The following is a 24,784-nucleotide window of genomic DNA, read 5'->3' on the forward strand; positions in this document are numbered from 1 at the left end:
TTAGATTTATCTATTTTCTGATAAATTCAACCCTTCTGTTATTGGCTTTACCTTCCTGGGAATCATTATCACTAATCGGCCTGGTATCGCCAAATCCCTTTGTCGTCAACCTTGATCCGTCGATGCCCATTTTAACCAGTTGCGTTTTAACCGCTGTAGCCCGATCAAGAGACAGGGTTTGATTGTGCGCAGGCTGCCCCGTATTATCAGTATGGCCATCTATTTCAAAGTGTAAATCCGGGTTATCTTTCATTATTTTTACGACCATATTGAGCGTCCCCATACTTTGGGCTTTGATGTCCGCTTTATCTACATCAAAGGTGATACCATGCGTGACAATCTTAGACGCCGTAAATTTTTTCCCGATCATATTCATTTGGCCACCAGATGCTAGCCGGACATTTGCAATTACAATGGGATGGTCCTGCTGGCCAATGCCTTCAAATCCAAAGGCAGTCGGGTTACAACCAATATTTGGAACGCTGATTACCCGAAACTGGTCTACATAACATTTTAATTGGCCGTTATGGTATATAATGGCACAGTGGTGCCATTTATTGATATAACCCGCCTTTAATTTTTCCGGGAAGTCAGCGTCGAGGCCATTTGGGAAATTGCTCATAGACAGATCGCCCCGGTCACTTTCCTCACTGCCGCGGTTAAAGCTTATTTCTCCTTCCTCACTATTGCCATTCTTATCCATATAAGATAAATACACGATGGGACTTTCATTTCCTTCCCCATCCGTGTACGTATCGAATTCAATGGTAAAAGCCTGACTGAGATAATCTGGAGTTTTCATCCTGGGCATTACCTGACAGTAATTGCCATCCGTTAGTAAAAAAGCAGTCGTATTAGCCACTTTATTAACAACTGCCTGGCCCTTTTTCAGATCCCAGTGGCTAGGGAATTCCCCATCCTGATCTGTTGAGAAATCATCAGCAAACAGCACCGTGTCCCCCGGGACAAAGTCATAATTCTCATAAGCAGTCATAGAAACTTTAATAGGCGCACCTGTGGTGCCGCTTGCCCCATTGAGATCCTTGGTGTTGTTTTTCTTATTGTTATTGCTATTGTTATTCTTTTCGCCTTTTTTAAATAAGCCGCCAAGTTTACCCGTCTGATCCAGTGCGTTATTGGTTGCATTGCCAGCCGCTGAGGCGGCACGGTCCTGAACCGTTTCACTGGCGGTTTGTTTTACCACTTGTTTTAATTTTTTAAAAAGCTGTGCACTAGAAATTTCGTGGATGCCAAAAAGTAGTATAATGGCAAGCAGGCAGGCTTTTGCTGATCCGTATGAAGGTTTCATTATTATTCGGTTTAAATGAGGTTTAATTGAGGTTTAAATAAAAAGTAAATTATTCAATACATATTATTTTTTGTATTCGTCTATATGTGCGTAGTGTATAATTTATTTATGCGAAGTTTCAGCTTTTGTTGATCTGAATCGCCCTGGCAAATAATAGGAGCTAACCACATCTGATAGGACAAATATATTCTGAGTTAACGACTGAGCGCTTCCCCCAAAAGGGGGAATTTTTACTTCGCGAATTCAAGTCAAAAAAAGAGCTTTTAGCGAGTTGTCATTAGTCGTTATTCTTGCTGACCTGCTTACTATTGTTTGATAAATTTGCCCGATTCTACCTGTGTTTTGTCCCTATAGCGTAGGATATAGATACCCGGTGCGAGCCGGGAGACATTTAGCTGCTGAATAGCAGCTGGCATTGTAGGCTCCTGCAGGACCATCCTGCCATCCAAGTCAAAAACCTGCAGTTTCCCACCAGAAGGATCGCTGGAAGGATGACTGGGGGGAGTAAGTCCAACGTTCAAACCAAGATGCACCCTGAGAATGCTTTGGACCGGACTGCCAATGATATAGAATTTTGAGGCTGCCTGATCCTGATTATTAATGAGCAGGATATCCGAATAACTAAATTGCCCGTTTTTATCCGTCTCTTTAATTCTATAATACAACCTTGCTTGTGGGGCACTGATATCCAGGTAAGTATAGCTCAGGTTATTTTCTGTATTCAGAACCCCTGATTTGGCATCTGTATGACCTATTTGCAAAAAATGCTGACCATCCAGGCTTCTTTCTATATTAAAAGAAAGCGCAGTCAAATCCTGGGTTGTGGTCCATTTAATCAATACCTGACTACCGGGTTGTCTCGCAGCTGTAAGTGTCAGCCATTTAACAGGCAAGGCAGTCCCTATGGTAAACCGACTAGAAATAGTTTCAGACCAACCGTCCAGGGTTCTGATATAAAGCGTGTGCACAGAATCCTGCTTTAGACTACTGATATCTGCCGAGATCTGGTAATTGGTTAGATCTGTTGTTGGCGCAACGCTAAGCATCGTCCCATTGCCAAATCCAGGATCATGATCAAAGAAATATTCCACTGCAGTGATTTGCCCTTGAGGCTGATTGGGCGGAAACCTGAAATTGACAGGTACTATATAAAAAGTACTGTTGGTGGTAATGCTCCATTTACCCTCCCTATTTTTAGTGCGAGCATAAATATGGTGTACCCCAAGGCAAGCCCTGCAATATTAATGACTATAGAGGGAACAGTAATATCACTGCCCGGTTGGACACTAATGGCAACGCCATGGCCCGGACCAGGATCAGTATCCAAATAATACTCAGCTGCTACAATATCCGCCACTGGTTCATTTGCAGGTAATAATTGTTGCTGCGTGACTATATAAAAATCACTTTCACTAGTAATACTCCAGATCCCTTTGGCATTTTTGACCCTTGTATAAAGCCTGTGAATGCCGTTGGTCAGGGTATCTACTCGAATAGCAAGATTACTTAAGTTTACATCAGTGCCCTGTGGTATAGGCAGGGCGGAGCCCTGCCCATGACCAGGGTCCTGATCAAAATAACACTCCGCGCTGACAATAGCTGATGCAGGTGTATTGGGAGGGATAAGACCCACTGGGGATAATATATAAAATGCGCCCACCGTTGTTAGCCCCCAACTTCCATCAGAATTTTCTGCACGCAGATATAACCGGTGTATACCTGGGGCAAGCGACCCAATACTTACATTATATTGGTTTATTGAAAAGGTAGCGCCACTGGTAACTGGTATGGCAATGCCATGTCCCAACCCGGGGTCTGCATCAAAATAATACTCCAGGGCAGTTAAATTGGCGGGCTGCATATTGGGCGGCAAAGAAAAACTCACCGGGCCTGTTAGTTGCGCTGTCGCAGTTACCATTATTGCTACCAGGCTGAACAAGGTGGCAACGGTGATGCGTATTTGATGAATATATTGCATGGTTTAAAATTGAAGGGCAGAAAAGTGTAAGGGCTAATGCGCTGCGGCGCTCAAAGAGATATCAATGGTTTGTGTGCCGTTATTAACCTGAGCTGGAACACTGAGCGCATAAATACTTGGTATATTTGGCATACCAGATAGAATATAAGGCGCAGGGCCGCCAAAAGCCCCGCAATCCACGGTCGTGCCATTGATACTTCCTGCGCCGATGGCAGGAGAGCTACCGGCCAGTATGAATTGCCCGTCATGGGAAAAACCGGAAGGGGCGTGGAAATATTAGGGGTGGAAGTGGCAAAAATGGTCGCCCAGCCAACACTAAAGAGATTATTATTACCTGTGGCTATTTTGCTGGCGTCGGTGCTCGATGTTATAATATTATTGGCAAAATAATTGCTACTGCCATAATCACTGAAGAACGGGTTATAAAAAATATTATTCTGGAATACACAGTTTTGACACCGGTATGAATTTGCATTTGCGACAAAATCATTATTAATAAAATAGACAGAAGTGTTGGCCATATTTTTACTAAAATCTATACCTGCGCTAATAATATTGTTATACACCATTTCTCCTTGCGCACTAAACGTCCCGGTGTTTGGCTGACAGACAATAGCAGAGTAAATAACACATTGCCTGATGGTATCATGGTCGCAATTGATATTATTGCCGTTTGCGAAAACTATTTGCTCGACAAAACATCTTTCAATAGTAATTTTTTGCTCATTTAGGTATTGATAGCTGTTCATGTATAACCCTGCGCATTTGCTGCCGGTACTGCCAGGCGCAAATACAAAATGTCCGACAGTGGCAACGTTTACGTTCCATTGTCTGTTGCCGTTGTTTGGATCACCTAAATATATACCCGGTCCGATGATTGTCAGCTTTTTATTGATGGTGGTGCCTGTATAGGAAGTGGCGGAGCCTTCGATATAGATCGTATCACCAGCGGCGGCCGCACTGACCGCATCGCTTATAGTGGTAAAATCAGCCTGCAGACCAATGGTGTTATTGACACGCCAGACTTTGCCGTCAGCATGGAAGATCAGTGCGAAGAGCACAACTAAAAGTACATATAACTTTTTCATTTTTTGAGATTTTGGATGGAGATTATTTAAATATTTAATATTTACACCTATTCTATTTTTTGATGAACTGAATTTTCTTTTTATATACAATATCCTTTGCACCCGCTTCAAAAAAATAGATGCCAGCTGGCAGCGTCGTTACAGAAATAACCGTATTGTCAGATTGGATGGCGCCTTTGAGCAGGAGCTGCCCTGTGCTGCCATAAATCCTATACCAGCTAAGGCCAGTCGTTCCAGAAATATGAAGTTTGTTACGGACAGGATTGGGATAAAGGGAAAGGGAATATGAAAGCGACATCGGCGCTTTATTTAACCACAAACAGGTCACCACTGGAGAAAAACTAAAGTGGCCATCCAGATCAGTTTGCTGGATCCGGTAATAAATGACCCTTAATTGTAAATTATTTGAGTTATCGGCACTAAAAGCTGATTGTAGACTACTTATAGAATCAGTGAATTGATACGTATTATGGGTTTTGCCCTTTGCCTGTAAAAGTTGGATATCCGAATAGTGCTGACCGTCCAGGCTTCTTTGAATCCTAAAATTACTCGTATTGATCTCATCTGCCGTCTCCCAGTTCAAATGAACACCTTGGCGTCCTGGAGTAGCTGAGAATTTGATAAAGTCAAGAGGCAAGGCGGATGCCTTGTAATAACTGATCAGCTGAATCTGCCCTTTAGAAGTGCTGTAAAATAACAGCGGGGAAACAATCCCATCCACAAAATAGCTGAATGTCGTATCTGCTGCAGGAGGTAATTTGATCTCTCCGACACCCGGAAAATAAAATCTGGCGACCGCTACATTAATATGACGCAGTTGTAAGACATTGTTATAGGTTTTTTTAGGTAATTTAAGTGTACCATAACCAGTAACTTCTGTCGTATCCAGCATAAGCGTTGTATCTTTTTGGCTTTGCAGGGTAAGATACAGGCTGGCACTATCCAGGTATTTATCCCCATAGGTTATGGGGTAATGTGCGGTAATATAAGGATGTGCATACTCAAAGCGCTCCTGGGCGGACTTGCCGCCAAGCAGCAGCAAATTCCCCCGCTTATTGTATAATAGCTGTATAAAGTGTCGTCAGTATTTGCCGCTAGTGAGGCTGTGGGGAAATCTGAATAATAAGGTGTAGCTGTAGGACTGATAAATTTTGTCAGGGACTCTGCGGCACTATCCACCAGATTTTGATAGTCCCAAATCTGGTTAGCCCCCATAGACCCAGGCAGGACTGCTGCTATAAAGGCGTATTCTCCCGTGCTGACGTCTCCTGGCTTAGGAGCCGTAGAATTTGTTGGTTGTGCCCTAAGCTGGAGTATAGGGAGCAGCAGGAGGCCTATATAGGCAATATATAATCTGTAAAGCGTAAAAATTTTCATATATTATGATTTATCAGTTAAGGCCCAGTTATGAATTAGCCTTGTATCGGCTATTTATCAGTTTGTTACCTATTGGCTATGGAGCACTGTCCCGGCAATTTCTCTATTTCTTCCATGCTGTACCCTAAATGGAAGGCAGCGTTACGATGATCTCTTCCTAAATGCTGAACAAAAATATTTTCCATTTTCCCGAAAAGTATCCCCCAAAAAGGGGAAATTTGGAAAGGGTTTCTTTTTTCACCTTTACAGCATGTTTATGAAAAAGGTAATTAGCATACTAATGCTTCCGGTTCTGCTGTTAAGTATGCAGACAAAAGGGCAAGCGACAATAGATAGTCTAAATGGGGTTTTGGCTGCTACAAAAACAGATAGTGACCGGGTAAAAGCATATTTAGCGTTAGGAGACGCTGCCGAACAACAAAATAATGATCTGGTCGGTGCAAAAAAGTACTACGCTTTGGCCGGACAGTTAAGCAGACAATCTAAGTACACCATAGGCACCATTGAATACCTGTTTGACTACAGTGATGCCCTGGTGCAACAAGGCGATTATGACTCTTCTTTATCCATGAATCAAGAAGCCGAGGCTTTAGCCATTAAAATCAAGGATTCTCAAAGGCTCGTGCGTGCGCATTTTAATATTGGTGTAAGTAATAGCGGCCTGTGTAATTTTTCGGAGGCCATTCGTTATTTTTTGCTGGCCGCCGACTATTATGAAAGAACGGGGCAAAAGGCTAAGGTAGGGATGTGTGATAACGAACTGATGATCTTATTCAGGCAGACCCAAAACTACACAAAGGCCATTGAGTACGGACAAAATGCGATAAGCATATATCGAAAATACCGAACAGAGGACAAAGTAGCTATTCCTTTAGTAAATTTGGCTGTCGTCTATCAAAGTATGCAACAACCCAAAAAAGCTGAGCCGCTTTTGAAAGAAGCCTTAACTATTGATAAAAAGCACCATAAAGAATATGGGGAGCTCAATGACTTAATCAATCTAGTCGATCTGCAAAACCACCTGAATCTAAAGGCAGAGACCAAACCTTATAGCGACCGGATTTTACTACTGGGACGCAAAATGCAGGATAATGAATCCATCTGCGATGGATATCTAAACCTGGCACTATATTACATGTTTAGAAACCAGCTAGTTAAAGCGAGATTGTATGCAGATAGTGCCATAAGCCTGGCCGGTACTACCTCCATTAGTGAGCTCAAACAATCCTGTTATGTAGTTATGTCCCATATAGCCTATGCAGCACATCGCTATAAGGAGGCCATGGAATATGATGAAAAAACAGATCTTACCCAACAGGCAATTGTCAACACGAATATCAATAGTAAAGTCCTGGAATTGCAGACAAAATATGAAACGACCAAAAAAACAGCCAAAATTAAGCAACTTCAGGCACAGGAAACTTTGCAGCAATTATCCATTGATCGAAAACGAAATTACCTGCTTGTTATGACCTTAGTGATCATGGCCTTACTGGTGATTGGCTTTTTGTATTACCGAAACTATAAACGCAAACAAAAACTCCTGATCACGGAAAAGAAATTACAGCAACAGCAGATCAGCTCCCTGGAACAAGAGAAAGTATTAATGGCCACTGAAGCCGTCATGCAAGGCCAGGAAGAGGAGCGAAGCCGCCTGGCCAAGGATCTACATGACGGGCTGGGAGGGATCTTATCGGGCGCCAAATATTCCCTTAATACACTAAAAGAGAATATGGTGATCACCCCGGATAATGCCGCTGCCTTTGAGCGCACCGTTGAAATCCTGGATAAATCAATATTTGAATTAAGACGCGTCGCCCATAATATGATGCCAGAAAGCCTCGTAGGCCAAAAATTGCGGGACGCCCTGCGTGATTTTTGTACCCTAATCACCGCCAGCGGTGCCCTGACAATAGAATACCATGACGTGGGCATGGAACACGTTGAAATAGAAAGCACGAAAAAAGTAACCATTTATCGGATCATACAGGAACTGGTCAATAACATTATTAAACATGCCAGTGCAAAAAAAGCCATTGTGCAGCTTATTTGCAAGCAGCAAGTCTTAAGTATTACCGTAGAGGATGATGGTGTAGGGTTTGATCCTGGTTCTTTAAGTGCAGCTGGAGGGATCGGCTACAAGAACATCTTTAACCGCATAGATTATCTGAAAGCGAAAATGGATATTGATTCTAATCCCAAAGCTAGCAAAGGCACCTCGGTCTATATTGAAATGCCCATTTAAAGATACTTTAAGTTGATTTAAAATAGATGCTAGACTCACGTAGAAAACAAAAACAGCATGAAATTTAAAATCTGTCAAGTTGTTTTAAGACGGGATAATTTGTGCTATTTAGTAATAAGGGTAGAAGTTTTGGAAATCCGGAAAGTATAAAGTTCAAAGTAAGCATCTTTTTCGTATTTTTATAGCTGCCTTTAATAAATTTATAAACCCAGTTTAAGTTCAAATGTCGTATTATAAATTAATCTTCTTTTTTTTCTGTCTAAGTTATTTAAGTGCATTTAGTCAAACCCAGGATATTGTTCAAGTTGTTAATATAGAGCAGTACCGCGGAAAAGAGTTTCTTTTAGAAGGCAAAATATTTTATGAAGACAATATTACCGATAATTCATACGCCTTATTAAGTTCTGTCTCCATTGACGCTAATGGCAAGCCTATAAAAATGCCATTGTTTAATGACAATGCCAAGGTCTATCATAAAGAAAATGATTGGAGTCACTATGAATTAACTGGCAAGGTTGACAAAAAGGCGAAATATCTAGCAATTGGTGCATCAATTGACGGAAACGGTAGTTATTATTTTGATGACTTTAAACTATATGTAAAGGATGGGCGGAATGGAAAAGTGGAAATCCCATTAAAAAATGCTGGTTTTGAGAAAGACTCATTAACGGATTGGCATCTGGCTAATATAAATAAAAATACAAGAGTGTCCATATCTTTGGATAATGCTGCCAGTGGTAAGAAGTCTTTGTTTATAGATAACTCAGGAGTTAAAGATACCCCATCGTTTGGGAACAATCCCCAAGTCGGAAAATATATGGATGTTAATGGCGTCAAACTTTATTACGAAATATATGGTAAAGGCGAGCCTCTATTATTTCTAAATGGCAACAATTCTTCCATGTGGCGATTTAGTAACCAGTTCCAATATTTTAAGGATAAATATAAGATAGTAGGCCTGGACAGCAGAGGGCAAGGAAAATCCACTGCCGATAGCACAAAATTGACCTATGAGCTGATGGCTGAAGATGTTAATACCTTTTTAGATAAACTACACCTTAAAAAAGTCAATATATTAGGTTGGAGTGATGGTGCTAATATTGCCTTGATATTGGCGATGAATCATCCAGATAAAGTAAACAAAATGGCGATTATGGGGACCGTTTTATATAATAATGATGCGTCCGTCACTGCCGAGACAAATCAATTGCTTCGAAAGCAGGTAAAAGAAATGGAGGCGAGAGGTGTCGCAAAAACCAGTATGGATTACAGATTGAAGATGTTACTATTAACCGAACCCCATATTAATCCAGATTCTTTACAAAAGATACAAGCACCTACGCTGGTAATGGCAGGCCAGTATGACGTCGTAAAAAGAAAACATACGGAGTTAATTGCCAAAAAAATACCCAAAAGCCAACTGATTATCTTTAAGGGTGCGGATCATGAGGCACCAGAAAAAATTCCTGATTTGTTCAATAAGGCTGTTTCCACCTTTTTTGAAACAAAGTAAGTGTTATAATCGGCTTCATTGCTCAAAAGTCACCCTATGTCATTCACATGTCAGATCTTTTATTCCCGTTCCTTATCAACTAGTCAGCTTATTTTGACATATAGCCCTAATACTTCTCTTTCGGTTTTTTTCCCATAACTTATTTTGGGGGGCAACCAAAAGCTCGATAGAACAACTTAAAACTACATAAAACGAAAGGTTATTTGCTAAATGGATTTGAATCTTTATTTTGCTGAACAGCTTTATCATATATTATAAATTAGTAATAATTGCTGATTTTGGGATTAGGGGTTACTTATTGATTAACGAATAATGGTTCGAACAGTTATTTACTAAAACTTCTTCACTGGCGAATATTTCTACTGTAGACAGGCATTCTTTGGGAGCCACAAAGACGCTATCTATAATTGAAATAGCCGCACGACTTTAAAAATGGAAAGATTGATGCGAAAAATTAGCAATCCCCGGTATGCGTGGCTGTTAGGGGTAATACTTACCTTTACACTGGCCTGTTCTAAAGACCATCCCAAAGTTACACCACCTGTTGAGCAGGCCGCAGATAATAATCTGACTAGTTTTGGTTTTACAAAGGCGGAAAATCCAGGTTTATGGAACGATATCACCACAGAAATTAAAAATGATACCGTATATGCCCACACCTTAGTGGGGACAGATATCTCTGGGCTGATTGCCGATTTTAAGCATGAAGGTGTATCTGTGCGTGTAGATGGTGTTGAACAAAAGAGTGGCAATACAAAGCAGGATTTCTCGCATCTGGTTAAATACAGCATAGTTGCAGAAAATGGAGATCAGCATACCTATGTCGTTAAATTCTCAGATACAGGCATGCCAGCGGTCTATATATCCACAGGTGGCCAGCCCATCAACAGCAAGGATAACTATGTTGAAGGAGAAATTAGGATTACAAAAGGGCTAAATGGGAAATTACTCTATGAAGGCGTCATGGAGATTAAAGGTCGGGGAAATTCCACCTGGGGCATGCCCAAAAAGCCATACCGCATCAAATTAGACAAAAAAGCCCCTTTACTTGACATGCCTTCCAATAAGAATTGGGCACTTATGGCCAATTATGGAGATCAGTCCTTACTAAGAAACGATGTCGCTTTTGAAGTAAGCCGCCGCTTTGAAATGGAATATACTCCGAGGCAGAAATACGTTGAATTGTTCCTAAATGGCGAATATATGGGTAATTATAACTTAACCGAGCATGTGAAGGAAGGCAAGGACCGGGTACCTGTTGACGAGGATAATGGCGGCTATGTATTAGAAGAGGACGGATATGCAGATCAGGAACCTTCACATTTTCGGACGCCGAAAAATATGCCTATCACCATAAAGTTTCCCGATGAGGACGATATTACCACCGACCAATATAATTATATTAAAGATTACGTTAGCGACTTTGAAAAAAGTCTGTTTAGTGCCAGAGGAACCTCCGAAGGAAATTACCAGCAATATTTTGATTTGCCGAGTTTTGTCAATTATTACCTAATTAATGAAATCTGTGGCAATCCGGACATGCTATGGAGCATGCGTATGTATAAAAAGAGCAGTCAAGATCCAAAAATCTATGTAGGACCAGTATGGGATTTTGATTTAGGCTTTAATAATGACAAACGTATAGGAAAGGAAGATGCACAGCAGAAACTGATGCTCACAAATGCCCATGATCCCCGGTACTGGATGGATGAGATCAGAAAAGACCCCGCATTTAAGCAAATGGTACGAAGCAGATGGAATAGCATAAAGTCTAGCTTGCAGACACTGCCCGAATATATAGATTCTGTGGATAATTATATCAAGTACAGCCAAATCCCCAATTTTAAACGCTGGGATAATATTCTTGGGGTAAATATTAACCAAAGCTGGTATACGGCCCAGACCCATGAGGAGTATGTTGATTTTGTCAGGGATTATCTGACCAAAAGAATAGCCTGGTTGGATGGGGTGTTCAATGGGGCAGAATTTAATTAATATTTTTAAAAGAAACCTTTGCATATACAATTTGAATGTGCAATTTTAAGCCAAGAAATATTTGTAAATTGTTTCTATAAGAACTCCTTGGGCTGTTTTAAATTACGACACAACCATCCCTCACATTTATATATGTAGCAGTGTCTTTCGGTAAACTAGGTAATGGATTGCAAATACGCAAAGTAATGAGCACAAAGCAATAATTGCAAATACGCCCAAATAGTACGTAGCGTCAAGTGATGGATTAAAAGCTAAAGAATAAAAGTAAAACGAAATTAAAAAGGCGATGCAAAGGAATATACGAAATTTAAAAAAGAAGCTCGATTTCCTTTTCTTTGAGTAGTACATTACAATAATATTATATGGCAATAATATTGCCAATAAGAGTACCAAAGGCATAACGATAAATACCATTTTTCGCATTGCATGAAAGTAAGCCCAAAATGTACCAGTAAAAAAACGATGGTCATGATAAATGACTATTCTTATATAATCTCTTAGAATAAGAATTCCTGGCAAAACAACAAATGCCAGAACTAAATTTACAAATATTCTTCTCCACATATATTTGAGTATTAACTTATATTAATATGGTGGCAGTTAAATTGATATTTTCCATTCCAAATTTAAACCGTATTTCTGAAAGTAACCAAATAAATGGAATGGCCCAGATTCAGGATGATGTCAGATGCAAAGTTGTTCAATGTATCGAGAGTTTTCAAAATCTCCAAGGAATCCATTATAAAAACAAATAACCTGATAATTGGCCAAATCAGTCAGTAATCGATCTGCTTACATTTCAAATAACGTAAAATACCTGACCTGCAGGTTTAAACTAAAACCTGCGGGTCAGGTAATATTAAATTACTTTTTTCTTAAAAAAAATACTTGGAGCTTCCGCCTGCCTTAATCCTCTTCTTCTCCTTGATTCTTTAAAACAGACAGCAGACTGAAAGCTCCTTTAGTTACAATAGATTTAGTAGTATCATCAATTGAAACCGGTATTTGCACCTGCATATAGCCCTCACTTTCTGCACCCGCCGTAACAGGTATCATCTGAAATTCAATTGCAGAATCGCTGCCTATTTGCTTTTTTAGGAAAATAAACTGCCTGCCACCAGACCTTACCACCGCCTCTATCGGTAGTACATCCGTTTGAATGTCCTGAAGGCTGATCTCAGCCTGAACAAAGGAACCTGGATTGTAGTATTTGCTTCTGTCTAATGGTACGGCATGGACAATGACTGAATGGTCCGGCCTGATTTCTCTGCCGATTAGTTCAATTTTTGCCAGTTGATCTTCCCCTTCACCAGGTAGCATAAAAAGTACTTTTTGCCCGACTTTGATCAACCCGGCATCTTTTTCATAGACGGAAAGGTCTATATGTACATTTTTTGTGTCGTTGATTTCCAATAGCTGCTGCTGTGCTGCCATGTATTTTCCCTGGTTGAGGTCAACTTTGGTAATATAGCCGCTGGCGGGAGCATAAATGTTTACCAAGGAGCGTATTGAAGATGGGGTTAACGCATCAGGAGCAATGCCAAGCATGCGAAGCTTTTGAGCTGTAGCACTCACAGAGGCTTGCAGTGAATGATATGCACTGGTCGCCTTCTGGTAGGATTTACCAGCAGCTATATCGGCCTGATATAACGCTTTTTGCCGGTAGTATTCATTTTGGGCATAGTTAAGCGCGCTTTTACTTTTTAAGTAATCCTCCTGCAAATCCACATACTGCGGATTTTCCAATACTGCCAGTAAGCTACCCTTTTTCACAAAATCCCCCTCAAGCACCTTAATACTACGTATAAACCCTCCAAAAGGAAAGCTGACAGATATCTTACTTTGAGGTGGGATATTAACCATACCATTGACATGAATCGTTTTACTTAGCGGCTTTTTTTCAAAGCTCCCCAGTTGAATCCCCGCCTCCTTATATTGCGCCTGGGTTAGCGTCAAAAGTGTGCCAGAGTCCGCCACCGTCTCCTTACTGGCCTCAGTGGCGGCAGATACCGCATTGTTATCCTTATCCTGGGACGATCCGCAGGAGAATAGAACCATTATCATAGTCGCTGCTATGAATCCGACAGCGATTGACCAAATTTGTTTATGTTGATATTTATATGTAGGCTTCATTTTATTATTTTTTCATTTTCTCTATAATGATTATTCAAGGCCAGATATGTATTCAAGTTCAATAACGGCAAGATTATACTGATGGACAATATCAAGATAGTCATTTTCAATTGCTAAGGCCTGGTTAAGACTTTGTATATATGCTACATAACCAATCTCGCCGCTTTTGTAGCCTGCCTTTGCATTGCTCAATATAAGCCTGGCCTGTGGGAGAGCTGTATTGTTGTAAAAGGCAAGACTTTGGGCATACTTTTGAAAATGCGCCGTTGCGCTAACATAAGCACCTTTTAAGTTTTTGACAAACAGCGCCTGTTTCGTACGTGCTTTGCTCACTGAAATCCCCGCTGCCTTAATCTGCTGCGTCTGTGAGCGGGCAAAAAGAGGGAATGCCAACCCCACCCCATATACGAAATACCGGCCATTCCCGACATTATTAAACGTCTGACTATTGACATTGAAACGAATATCTGGCAGTAATTTAGCCCCTTCTAAACGGTGCTTCGCCTGCTGCAACGCTATTTGCTGATTTAAAAACTGCAGCTTCGGATTCGTTTGGAGACTACTATCTAAAAGTGCCAGATTGACTTCACGCGGTAGTAAGGTATCTGATAGAGCCCCAACAGGATGATCAAGGTTCAGCAGCGTGGCTAGCTGGTTTTGAGCAGCTATGATGTCCGCATCATTTTGCGAAGCCCTGGTTTGAAGCTGCATCACTTCCGCCTTGGCACTCATCTGCTCCAATCGGTTCGTTTCTCCTGTTTTGTACCTGATATCCGCCATATGCAGGAAATCTGAAAATATGCTGCTTTGCCTGCCAAGCATACGCTTTTTCTGTTGTAGATAGGTTAGGTTGTACCAAGCGGCTTTTACCGCTTTTTCAAGGTCTGCCTGGGTAATGCCTTTTTTCAGTCGGCTGCTGGTCACCTGTTCATTCCCCAACGCTGCCTGCCTTGCGTAGACACTTGGAAAAGAGAACTGCTGAGTGATGCCGATGGAATTGTCATTACTTAAAGGATCGTTTATTTTACCAAAATCTCCACTAATCTCTGTTTTAGCGGGATTGAACGACCCTTTTTTCAAGGTTTCACTGTACGCAATATCCAGATCCGCACCTTTCATGGCCAGGTTTTGACGGCTGGCTATTAAAACAGCCTCTTTAAGGCTGACGCTATGAAGTGTATCCATTAAATTACGAATACTTTGCAGGGAATCTATCAGCGAAGCAGACTGACCAAAAGCGGTTGAAGGCCGAATAGAAAGGGCAGATAGCGAGAAAAATGCTATAATAACAGCTATGGCTCTTTTTTTAATTTGCCCTTCAGATGTATTTGCTCAAATATGACATATAACACCGGTAAAACAACAAGTGTCAATAGGGTAGAGGTAATAAGCCCTCCTATTACGACCGTTGCCAGGGGACGTTGCACCTCCGCACCTGCTGTTGAGGATATGGCCATCGGCAAAAAACCAAGCGATGCGACAGTCGCCGTCATCAAAACGGGTCGCAGACGGGTGTGCGCTGCGCGCATCACCCTATCTTTGACGCTTGTGACACCGTCTTTTTTCAGTTGGTTGAATTCGCTGATCAGCACAATGCCATTGAGTACGGCGACGCCAAACAGCGCAATAAACCCAACACCCGCAGAAATGCTAAAGGGCATACCCCGGGCCCATAACGCAATGACGCCACCTATGGCCGCTAATGGGATTGCTGTAAATATCAATAGCCCCTGTTTTAAAGACCTGAAGGCAAAAAACAACAGTATGAAGATCATAAGTAAGGCTGCAGGAACTGCTACTGACAGCCTTTGTTTGGCATTGACCAGGTTTTCAAACTGACCGCCATAGCTAACCGAATAGCCTACTGGCATTTTAACGCCTGCACCTACTTTTTGTTGGATCTCACTCACAATACTTTGCACGTCCCGGTTTCTTACATTAAAAGCAACGGTTATCCTGCGCCTGGTTTCATCCCTTTGTATTTGGTTAGGGCCATCTTTAATGCTAATAGTGGCCACTTGACTAAGGGGAATCTGCCCACCCGCAGGAAGCGGTACGAAAATATCCTCAAAATTTCCTATTGATTGACGAAAGCTGCTGTCCATGCGCACCACCATATCAAATCGCTTTTCACCTTCAAAGACCAATCCCGCCGAAGTGCCTGCAAAAGCTGTCTGCACAGTGCTATTAAGACTTTCAATATTCAGTCCGTATTTGGCGATCTGGTCACGATTAAAGTGTACGACAATCTGAGGTAAGCCTGCCACCTGCTCCACATACACATCGGCAGCCCCACTTACTGTTTTGACGATATTTCCAGTCTTTTCAGCCAGATGTGCCAGACTGTCCAGATCATCACCATATATTTTGATCACCACATCCTGCTTGGCACCCGTCATCAGTTCATTAAAACGCATCTGAATCGGTTGTTGAAAACTAAAACTAACCCCAGGGATTACCGAAAGTGCTTTGTGCATGGCCTCTGCAAGTTCCTCCCTGTTGTTCGCAGTTGTCCACTGTTTTTTCTCTTTGAGCAGTACCATCAGATCACAGGCCTCTATAGGCATGGGATCCGTTGGTATCTCTGAGGAACCAATTTTTCCGACAACTTCTTTAACCTCAGGAAATTTTTTAAGTAAAATTTTTGCCGCCTTGTCTGTTGTATGAATCGTTTCGCTAAGCGAACTACCAGGCAAGAGCCGCATTTCTACCGCAAAATCCCCTTCATCCAGCTGTGGGATAAATTCACCGCCCATTTTAGAAAAAATGCCCCCTGCAACAACAAGCCCTAACACAGCAATACCCAGTATAGTGATCTTGTGACGTAATGCCCATTGTAAAATGGGATCATAGACCCTTTGCAGTCCGATAATTAACCTATCAGACAGATTGCGCTTATGTGTTGTTTTTCTGGGTAAAATAATGGCGGCCATCATAGGGACATAGGTCAGTGAAAGAATCAGTGCCCCGAGAATGGCGAAGGCCACTGTTTCGGCCATTGGCCGAAACATCTTTCCTTCAATACCCGTCAAAACTAAAATCGGCAGGTAAACAATCAGTATAATGACCTGCCCAAAGGCGGCAGAACGCATCATCTTGCCCGCAGATGCATAGACCTGCTCGTCCATCTGGACGGCCGTTAACTTGACTGGGCCACTCAGCGTTTGTTTATTTTGCAGTATCTGGTGAATGACGGCCTCTACAATGATCACTGCCCCATCCACAATTAATCCAAAATCCAGTGCACCCAAACTCATCAGATTGCCCGAAACGCCAAATATATCCATCATGCCGAGCGCAAAGAGCATGGATAAGGGAATAACAGAAGCTACCAGGAGTCCGGAGCGAATATTGCCTAAAAAGACCACCAGGACAAAAATAACAATAAGCGCTCCTTCCATTAGATTTTTAGATACGGTATGCATGGCCCGGTTAACAAGCGTACTTCTGTCCAGAAAAGGTTCAATTACCACGCCTTTTGGCAGTGACTGCTGAATTTTAGCGACCCTCGTTTTCACATTACGGATGACCTGATTAGAATTTTCACCCTTCAACATTAGTACGATACCCCCTACGACTTCGCCCTTACCGTTGCGGGTCATGGCGCCATAGCGGACGGCGCTTCCCAGCTGCACTTTCGCCACATCACGAACCAGTACAGGCATCCCTGAAGGATTAACTTTTACTACGATCTTGCCGATATCCTCTAGGCCACTCACCAGCCCTTCTGTGCGGATAAAATAAGCATTTGGTCCTTTTTCAATATAAGCGCCCCCGGTATTTTGATTGTTTTTTTGAAGTGCAGTAAAAATATCAGCAATCGTTATATCCGCTGCCCTGAGCTTTTGGGGGGCAATGGCGATTTCATATTGCTTTAAGTAGCCCCCAAAGCTGCTAACATCTGCAACTCCTTGTGTGCCCAGTAGCTGCCTTCGAACGATCCAATCTTCAATGGTGCGTAGTTTGCGGGCATCAAACTGCTGTTCATAACCTTTTTCGGGCCGGATAATATATTGATATATCTCACCTAATCCTGTAGACACAGGCGCCATGGATGGCGTGCCAGCGCCTTTGGGGATTTGTTCCTTAGCTTCAGTAATACGCTCCTGAACTTGTTGGCGCGCCCAGTAGATATCCTTATTGTCCTTGAAAACGATCGTCACCACTGACAGCCCAAAGCGGGAAATAGAGCGGATTTCTTTCACATAAGGAATAGTGGCCATGTTGATCTCAACTGGTGCGGTAATAAACTGTTCTACCTCCTGTGCAGCCAATGAAGGGCTTGAAGTAATCACCTGTACCTGATTATTGGTAATATCCGGTACAGCGTCGATGGGCAATCTGGCCAGGGAATAAATACCCCATATAATTAAGGCCAGGGTAAATAACCCAATGATTAGTTTATTTTGTATAGAAAATTTAATGATTTTATTGAGCATATCTATGATTTATAGCATATCTAATGGAAGGTCATTGCGGTAAATGCCAGATTTAGCAGCTCACTACCTGCCACCATATTGCATATCACTATAACGATAGTCATACCGCTAGTAACAGTAATAGCGAAATCTGGATGTAATAACCAGTAATAACCATGTTCAAACAGCCTCCATAAGGGCATAAAATGCCTTATGGAGTTGCAATGCATGAACTATTTTATCAAGTGACACTGACTACTTGGTCATGTCATTAGATTGATAGATAAATAAAGAATAATTATTGAATTCGTGCCTAAATCCCGACAAATTGGCCGGCTGTTAGGTAGTGGAAGAAACAAGCAAAGCAAGTTGCGGAGGCTGTAAAATGGAATAGGCCATATTTAAATAAGCACCTTCTACGTATTCGTTATAATTGGAGGATGCAGGATCTGCAAGGGACCGTATTTCTAAGGTTTCTGTTACAATAGTATGCGTAACGCAACAATAGCAAGCACAAAACGGACTACAATCATCGGGTGATTTCTGGTGGTCACAACTAGATTGACTGATGGCCGTCTCATTTTTGGGTGAGGCAAATGTATCCGAACACGGCACCAGGTGCAGTATCAGGATAATAACCATTAGTATGAAAGAGATTATGCGCTTCACCGATGGCAAAGATAGCCTTTAAACAGTTAATCCATATTCTTTAAGCACAAAATAATTGCTACTACGTTTCAAGTTATGGTGTCCCAAGGCGGTCAGACCTAAAACTATTTTGAATGCCCATGCTCACATATATTGAATGAGGTGAATCAAGCCGGGAAGTTTAAGAGGACAATTTTATCTATATTTTGCAAGGAGGGAGCGTCTATTACTACAGGAAGTTTTCGATTTATAACAAAAGCCCTTACTTTTGTTAAAGCCCTGCAAATAGATGTTTAAATTGTCAAACCTGCCAAGGCTATATAACACACAATAGTGACATTGGGAAAATAGTGTTCTAAACTCCCATTGTTTAGTTATGGACTGGTAGACTTGCAAACAGACTTTAATGAAGGCTAGTTTTTTGCGACGCTCCGATAGTGGAAGGAGGGAATCGTTTAGGTATTCTATGGGCTTTGTAATTTCCATATACCTGTTTTTCTTGAACGGTATAGTTTAAACCTTTAAATATCGTTGGAACCTTGGGTCGCCTTCTGCCATAGGAGAAAGTTGAAGGAACTATTTCTCGTCAATTTCGTTGCTATTTCAAAATTTAAATCATCACTTTGCCAGTTACTAACAAGTGCTTTAAACTGGTAGTATTTTATTTCCGATTGCGTAAATGCATTTCCCGATTAAGCATGTCTGTTTGGCGCCTTCCTGTGAACTTCGCGCACGATAAAATCATAATATGAAATATAAGCAAACTTCAATTGGTGTATTTATTGTCTTCTTTTTGGTTGTTATTAATGCTACCTCAATCTTTGCTCAGCCAAAAAAAGGTTCCGTAAGTGGACGTGTTACAACCAAGGATGGAAGAGCCGCAACCGGTGTGGATATAGTTGTAAAAGATTTAAATAAAGGGACTAATTCTGATGAAAAGGGCGAATATATTATTGCCAATCTTGTACCTGGTCAATATATACTGAAGATATCCGGCCTGGGTATTGCCAACCAAGAACGAAAAATTATTATTTCCGAAGGGAAAAGGCAAAAGGAAGACTTTAAATTAGATATCAGTTTTAAGCAATTGGAAGATGTTGTCGTGAATGCGGGACAATATAATTACCAGACTGACCATAGCCTTGATGTAGCTAAAATGCCTTTAAAAAATATTGACAATCCACAGGTTTATAGCGTTGTGACTAAAGAACTTTTGCAAGATCAGTTCAATACCAATATCACTCAGGCGTTAAATAATGTACCAGGCGCCGTAGCGAGCACTGATCCTGCAGGTGGTGTTAGTATTACCGTGCGTGGATTTACATCTGAACCTTCGGCGCGCAATGGTTTACCTTTCATTGCGGCGGGCCGTTCCTCGCTTGATCCGGTCAATATTGAAAGAATCGAAGTTTTAAAAGGGCCGACCGCCACCCTGTTCGGCAATGCGATCACGTCCTACGGCGGTGCCGTAAACCTGGTCACAAAAAAGCCCTTTGAAGACTTCAAAGGCGAAGTATCATATTCAATGGGCAGCTGGAGCCTAAATCGGGTAACAACAGATATTAATACACCCTTAAATGCGGAAAAAACAGCTCTGCTTAGAGTTAATGCGGTTGCCAATAAACAAAACAGTTATATGTCAGCTGGTCATATGAATCGTTATGCCTTTGATCCAAGCCTTCTTTTAAAGGTGAATGACAGGCTAACCTTGTCCTTTGATCTGGAGCTTTATCGGGAAGATGGTAATAGGGTACCTTATCTACGTTTTGATTCTCTGGTAATGAATAATGGCGTTAAAAATGTAAGCGACCTGCCGATAGGATATCGGACAGCCTTATATGCAGATAATTTCAATGCCATTGTCAATACACAGCGTGCCTATTTCCAGGCCAGTTATGAGATTTCCAAAAACTGGACATCTTTGACTAACCTGTCCGTCAATAACGAGAATGTGATCAGTTACCAGGGGTATCCCACATTTTATAATATTGACTCAATCAATAGAAGTGTCTCCTTATATGGAGTAGCCACGACTAATTTTGACATACAGCATAATTTACAGGGCGATTTTACAATTGGCGGCATCCGCAATAGGTTTGTCTGGGGCCTGGACTACCTGTATTCTAAAAGTGATATGACCTATTCCAGTGGATTCATAGATGGTATTAATATCCAAAAAACCATTATTCCGGTAACCAAAGAACAGGCTGATTATGCCATTTCGTCAAATGGATATGTGGCACTTTATCCATCTGAATGGTTACACTATGCTACTTATTTCTCTGATCTTGCCAATATAACAGATCGTTTAATGGCTCTAGCTAGTGTGCGGGTAGACCGGTATGAACGTAATGGCATTGCTCCGTATGGGCAGACATCAGCTGCTCCCAGGTTTGGCTTGGTGTATCAACCAATAAAAGGGGTACTGTCTCTATTTTGTAATTATATGAGTGGTTTCCAAAATAACAGTCCATCTGTGCAGCCGGACGGGACACAGGTGAATTTCAAGGCCTCCTACGCGAGGCAATGGGAAACTGGGGTCAAAGTGGACGGTTTTTCCAAGAGGCTTGCAGCCTCCCTGAGTTATTATAACATTGACATTAATGATGCGCTAAGGACGGATGGTAGCGGCTTTGTTTATCAAGATGGTAAACAGCGAAGCAAAGGAATAGAACTGGACATTACTGCCAGTCCTGCTCCGGGCTTAAATGTAACAGGCGGATATGTTTACAATGACAACCGATATATTAAAGCGTCCTCGAATGAAGGAAAGCAAACTCAGTTCAACCCTAAAAATATCGCTAATTTCTGGATGAGTTACAAGTTTCTGGCCCAATCGGCACTAAAAGGTTTTGGAATTGGTTTCGGCGGCAATTATTCAGATCAAAGTTATTACGATGCGAGCAATACAATCATTGTACCTTCCTATACCGTTTTTAACGGTAGTGTCTTTTTTGAGCATGAAAAATGGCGTGCAGGGATAGCGCTAAACAATATAGATAACAAAAAATACTGGTCGCATTCCTTCACTGCCAATCCCCAGCCCTTGCGCCAGGTGACAGCCAGTGTTACACTCAAATTTTAATTGTTTCCTGACTGAAGTCGGCTAATATCTCAGCAACTAAAGGCTCCTGTATTACCGCAGCCCGGTAATATAGGAGCAATTGAGGCTCCCGGATCTGTATAAAGTGGCGGTGTCAAGGATAGTAGTTGAATCGTTGATGGGAAAATCGTTATCAAATCTAGCACCAAAGCAAATCTGTATCAATTTAAAAACCCTGCCTTCTTTTTTTGTACGGGGAGGGGAGTCATTCTGCTTACAATGGTAATAGGTGTTTTTTTATTGTAGAATTATAACCCTTAATCTGATCGAGTTGTGTTCCCGACACAGAGCTTCGTTGGTTTATTTTATATGGAAGTACTATGAAAAAAATAAGGGGAAAAATTAGATTTACTTGCCAATAATCCTACTTAACCATTCAATTTATAGTGAATTGCCGATATTATTTCTATTAGTTTTAAGTTATTTGCTTTAAATTTACTTGAATTTCATATCTTTATATTACTGCTTAGAGATTTACTATAAATTCTAAGCTGCGCCACATAGTCATAATCACGTTTTATCAGGGTGATTTCTGGTATCATTCATTGACAAAAATATAGACATGAAAGAGCTATTTCACTTAAATGCCGTAGGGTTTCCTAGCGTCAATTGGTTAGATTCTATTCCAAAAAACTATTCGGGACTTATTATCCCGAAGGCCAACCTGGTGGCATCTGTACAAGAAGGATTTGGAGATTTATTGTTTCAAGCTGTTATGCGACCGCTGTTTGACGCTTGGTTCAGTGATTATAAACCCTTTCTTGGGTTTACTGGAGTTGCATCTCTTGATTATCGCAGTATTGAACTAACATTACTAATCAAAAAAGGCATTTATTACAAGCAATCACTGTTTAAAGAAAGAAACCATAAGCAATATGAACTCAATTTGACGCATGCCATGGCTATGGACAATAAAGTTAGGTTTGAGAAAGATGTACTCTATGCCACCTTTGATATGCATTATAAGTTGGTGGTCTTTGAAATTCTGATGAGCCTGATACCAGAGCTAGTCTATCCTTTCCTAAATGAATACCATGCTGGCCGAGATGTTGCTTTGTTTAATGAGGAAACCTATCCTGACAAACAAATTTTAGACAATGTCGTATACATTATGCATTCACTTAAAACGAATGTTTATGCACCCAATGTATTGGATCTTAGAAGTGTTTTGTTATTAGCGCATGTATTTCTCTGGAAGGCTGAAATCACCCAGAGAAGAGGGCTAAGTGCACGGCAAGCTGAGATTTCTTTACATATCAACAAGGTTATCGCTGACCTAATGCTTGCTGATGCACCATTTAAGGGTACAGGTTATTATGCAAAAGTCGCCGAAATGAACACAAACTATTTTAAAAGAAATTTTAAGGACATAACTGGTGTTGCTGCCAAGCAATTTTTGCAGAGACATATACTAGAAAGAACTTTCAATGCGATTTCTAATACGGATGAACCAATAAAAGTGCTTGCTAAAAAGGCAGGATATTTGTCACTTTCAAGTTTTTATAAAGCCTTTTACAATGAATTTAATATAACTCCTGGTGATTTACGGAACAATACTTTCTAAAAACGCTAAATGAGAAGTTTGTAACTAATTGTTTTATATATAGATAAATATTACGAATAAAAGATTTTCCTTAAGGACAATAAAAACATTTGGCTATATTCTTTTGTTATAATTCTATTTGAGAACTTTGGAATACGAAAGAAAATAATATAGGTGAAACTATTCCCAAGTTATTGAATCTAAATCGAGCTCCCGTAAACAGCTGATTTTAGGTGCTGGAAAAGTTTTGTGCCTTTATTAAAAAAATAAGCGTATGAAACAAAATATAGCAATAGAAATTAATGGTCAGCCTGTAAAACATTGTGTAGGTATTCCCAAAGGCCTCTCCAAGGGTGTATTCCCTACTGCAGATAAGATTACTGTTAGTGTACCAGAAGTAGATATCCTTTTACAAAAAGTGGATATTTCCGGTCGGGGATTTTGGGAAATTAATTTTATTGCGCATAAAGAAGTCAAGATCTGTTTTAAGCACCCCGATGGTAAATTATTTATCCTATATAATTTGGGAACAGATGTTCTACTTGAGTTTGGTTCGCTTGAATCGCAGTTTTTCAAAACGAATCAGTTTAATGCGATCACGGTACCGACTTTTGAGATGACCGCATTTCCAAAGGCAAGTAATAGGATGTACAAATTGATTTTACTTGATATTGTGGGTGATGTTCCAGATGAGAAAATTGATTCATTATTAAATGCGCTAATGTAAGCGATAGATATTCAAAAATATAATAACCAGATAATGCAAAAATTAAGTATCATAAAAGTAATGGACGAATTGATTTTAGGGATTGCCCTAGAAGCAGTACGGTATCTGTCTATGATGCTATGCTTTGTATGGTTGTTTAATTATGAAAGGTTACAGAAAATAATTGATGAGATGATAACAAACAAGTTTTTAAGGAGACGAAATCCAATTGATGATTATCTGGGTAAATCAGGGTTTATCGCGATAAAGGCTCCGACTAGCAAGTGAGTTCGTTTGTCGGAGCCAAAAAACAGAATAATAATTGTGGGCAATTTCCCACTTATTTAAAAATATAAAATTTCTCGAACATGATAAAAAATAAATTTACCCTGGCTATAGTGGCTTTCATGCTGTTAATTGGTGCAGGGGTGTATGCAATGCATACTAGCAGACATTCGCAGTTTCTTAATGCGAAAACTTGGGATTACAACGGTGTTGCTGGCGAGGAAGCAAACCCTGCCAAGTATACTGTTGGAGATGCAAATAATCCTGCTCATGCAACTTGTGGGCTATTTCAGACAACTATTTGCCAAATTACGGCAGAACCTAATCCTTCAGATACGACTAAACCAAATCTGGGTGGATTAGATCCGATGGCGCATAAGATTGAATTTAGTGCAACATTAAGAGCAGATGAATAAAAAAAAGGGGGCCGATGTGCCCCCTAT

18 protein-coding genes are annotated in these 24,784 nt (G+C 40.9%); 7 read left to right on the forward strand and 11 right to left on the reverse strand.

Features of this window, described 5'->3' with window-relative positions; genetic code table 11:
- Positions 1-10: 10 nt before the first annotated feature.
- From FSB73_RS11975 to FSB73_RS12000, 6 genes are all read right to left on the reverse strand, one after another.
- Complete coding sequence (locus FSB73_RS11975; RefSeq protein WP_146782349.1) at positions 11-1,309, reverse strand: OmpA family protein; 1,299 nt, start codon at positions 1,307-1,309, stop codon at positions 11-13.
- A 305-nt stretch (positions 1,310-1,614) separates the two neighbouring features.
- Positions 1,615-2,400 (reverse strand): T9SS type A sorting domain-containing protein, encoded by a 786-nt coding sequence (locus FSB73_RS11980; RefSeq protein WP_146782352.1) that lies wholly within the window; start codon positions 2,398-2,400, stop codon positions 1,615-1,617.
- Positions 2,401-2,453: 53 nt separating this feature from the next.
- Complete coding sequence (locus FSB73_RS11985; protein ID WP_146782355.1) at positions 2,454-3,287, reverse strand: hypothetical protein; 834 nt, start codon at positions 3,285-3,287, stop codon at positions 2,454-2,456.
- Positions 3,288-3,337: 50 nt separating this feature from the next.
- Entirely contained in the window at positions 3,338-4,375 is a 1,038-nt protein-coding gene (locus tag FSB73_RS11990; RefSeq protein ID WP_146782358.1) for a right-handed parallel beta-helix repeat-containing protein, read from the reverse strand.
- 52 nt (positions 4,376-4,427) lie between these two features.
- Complete coding sequence (locus tag FSB73_RS11995; RefSeq protein WP_146782361.1) at positions 4,428-5,417, reverse strand: T9SS type A sorting domain-containing protein; 990 nt, start codon at positions 5,415-5,417, stop codon at positions 4,428-4,430.
- A complete protein-coding gene (locus tag FSB73_RS12000; protein WP_146782364.1) occupies positions 5,339-5,752 on the reverse strand; it encodes a hypothetical protein in 414 nt (137 codons plus the stop codon). Before FSB73_RS12000 ends, FSB73_RS11995 begins: the two co-directional genes overlap by 79 nt.
- A 256-nt stretch (positions 5,753-6,008) precedes the next feature.
- Between FSB73_RS12000 and FSB73_RS12005 the strand changes: the two genes are divergently transcribed.
- The 3 genes from FSB73_RS12005 to FSB73_RS12015 all read left to right on the forward strand — a co-directional run bounded on the left by FSB73_RS12005 (position 6,009) and on the right by FSB73_RS12015 (position 11,505).
- Complete coding sequence (locus FSB73_RS12005; protein WP_158639516.1) at positions 6,009-7,997, forward strand: tetratricopeptide repeat-containing sensor histidine kinase; 1,989 nt, start codon at positions 6,009-6,011, stop codon at positions 7,995-7,997.
- Positions 7,998-8,220: 223 nt separating this feature from the next.
- Complete coding sequence (locus FSB73_RS12010; RefSeq protein ID WP_146782370.1) at positions 8,221-9,510, forward strand: alpha/beta fold hydrolase; 1,290 nt, start codon at positions 8,221-8,223, stop codon at positions 9,508-9,510.
- A gap of 444 nt (positions 9,511-9,954) precedes the next feature.
- Entirely contained in the window at positions 9,955-11,505 is a 1,551-nt protein-coding gene (locus FSB73_RS12015) for a CotH kinase family protein (RefSeq protein WP_158639517.1), read from the forward strand.
- Between the two features lie 906 nt (positions 11,506-12,411).
- Here the strand turns inward: FSB73_RS12015 and FSB73_RS12020 are convergent.
- The 5 genes from FSB73_RS12020 to FSB73_RS27590 form a co-directional block, all read right to left on the reverse strand.
- Complete coding sequence (locus FSB73_RS12020) at positions 12,412-13,569, reverse strand: efflux RND transporter periplasmic adaptor subunit (protein WP_158639518.1); 1,158 nt, start codon at positions 13,567-13,569, stop codon at positions 12,412-12,414.
- 99 nt (positions 13,570-13,668) lie between these two features.
- Positions 13,669-14,823, reverse strand: coding sequence for a TolC family protein (locus FSB73_RS12025; RefSeq protein WP_146782379.1), 1,155 nt, complete (start codon positions 14,821-14,823; stop codon positions 13,669-13,671).
- A gap of 107 nt (positions 14,824-14,930) precedes the next feature.
- Positions 14,931-18,077, reverse strand: a complete 3,147-nt coding sequence (locus tag FSB73_RS12030; protein WP_146782382.1) for an efflux RND transporter permease subunit — start codon at positions 18,075-18,077, stop codon at positions 14,931-14,933.
- Between the two features lie 20 nt (positions 18,078-18,097).
- Complete coding sequence (locus FSB73_RS23280) at positions 18,098-18,259, reverse strand: hypothetical protein (protein ID WP_158639519.1); 162 nt, start codon at positions 18,257-18,259, stop codon at positions 18,098-18,100.
- Between the two features lie 136 nt (positions 18,260-18,395).
- Positions 18,396-18,725, reverse strand: a complete 330-nt coding sequence (locus FSB73_RS27590) for a DUF6660 family protein (RefSeq protein ID WP_394344790.1) — start codon at positions 18,723-18,725, stop codon at positions 18,396-18,398.
- A 727-nt stretch (positions 18,726-19,452) separates the two neighbouring features.
- Here FSB73_RS27590 and FSB73_RS12035 point away from each other — a divergent pair.
- The 4 genes from FSB73_RS12035 to FSB73_RS12050 all read left to right on the forward strand — a co-directional run bounded on the left by FSB73_RS12035 (position 19,453) and on the right by FSB73_RS12050 (position 24,757).
- Positions 19,453-21,789, forward strand: a complete 2,337-nt coding sequence (locus FSB73_RS12035) for a TonB-dependent receptor (protein WP_146782385.1) — start codon at positions 19,453-19,455, stop codon at positions 21,787-21,789.
- A gap of 580 nt (positions 21,790-22,369) precedes the next feature.
- Positions 22,370-23,371: an AraC family transcriptional regulator gene (locus tag FSB73_RS12040; RefSeq protein ID WP_146782388.1), complete on the forward strand. Its 1,002-nt coding sequence runs from the start codon at positions 22,370-22,372 to the stop codon at positions 23,369-23,371.
- A 253-nt stretch (positions 23,372-23,624) separates the two neighbouring features.
- Positions 23,625-24,077 carry a hypothetical protein gene (locus FSB73_RS12045; RefSeq protein WP_146782391.1) on the forward strand — a complete coding sequence of 151 codons (453 nt, stop codon included), beginning with the start codon at positions 23,625-23,627 and terminating at the stop codon, positions 24,075-24,077.
- A gap of 347 nt (positions 24,078-24,424) precedes the next feature.
- Positions 24,425-24,757, forward strand: coding sequence for a hypothetical protein (locus tag FSB73_RS12050; protein WP_146782394.1), 333 nt, complete (start codon positions 24,425-24,427; stop codon positions 24,755-24,757).
- Positions 24,758-24,784 lie beyond the last annotated feature (27 nt).

The sequence above is a fragment of the Arachidicoccus ginsenosidivorans genome, assembly GCF_007971385.1.
Lineage (GTDB): Bacteria > Bacteroidota > Bacteroidia > Chitinophagales > Chitinophagaceae > Arachidicoccus > Arachidicoccus ginsenosidivorans.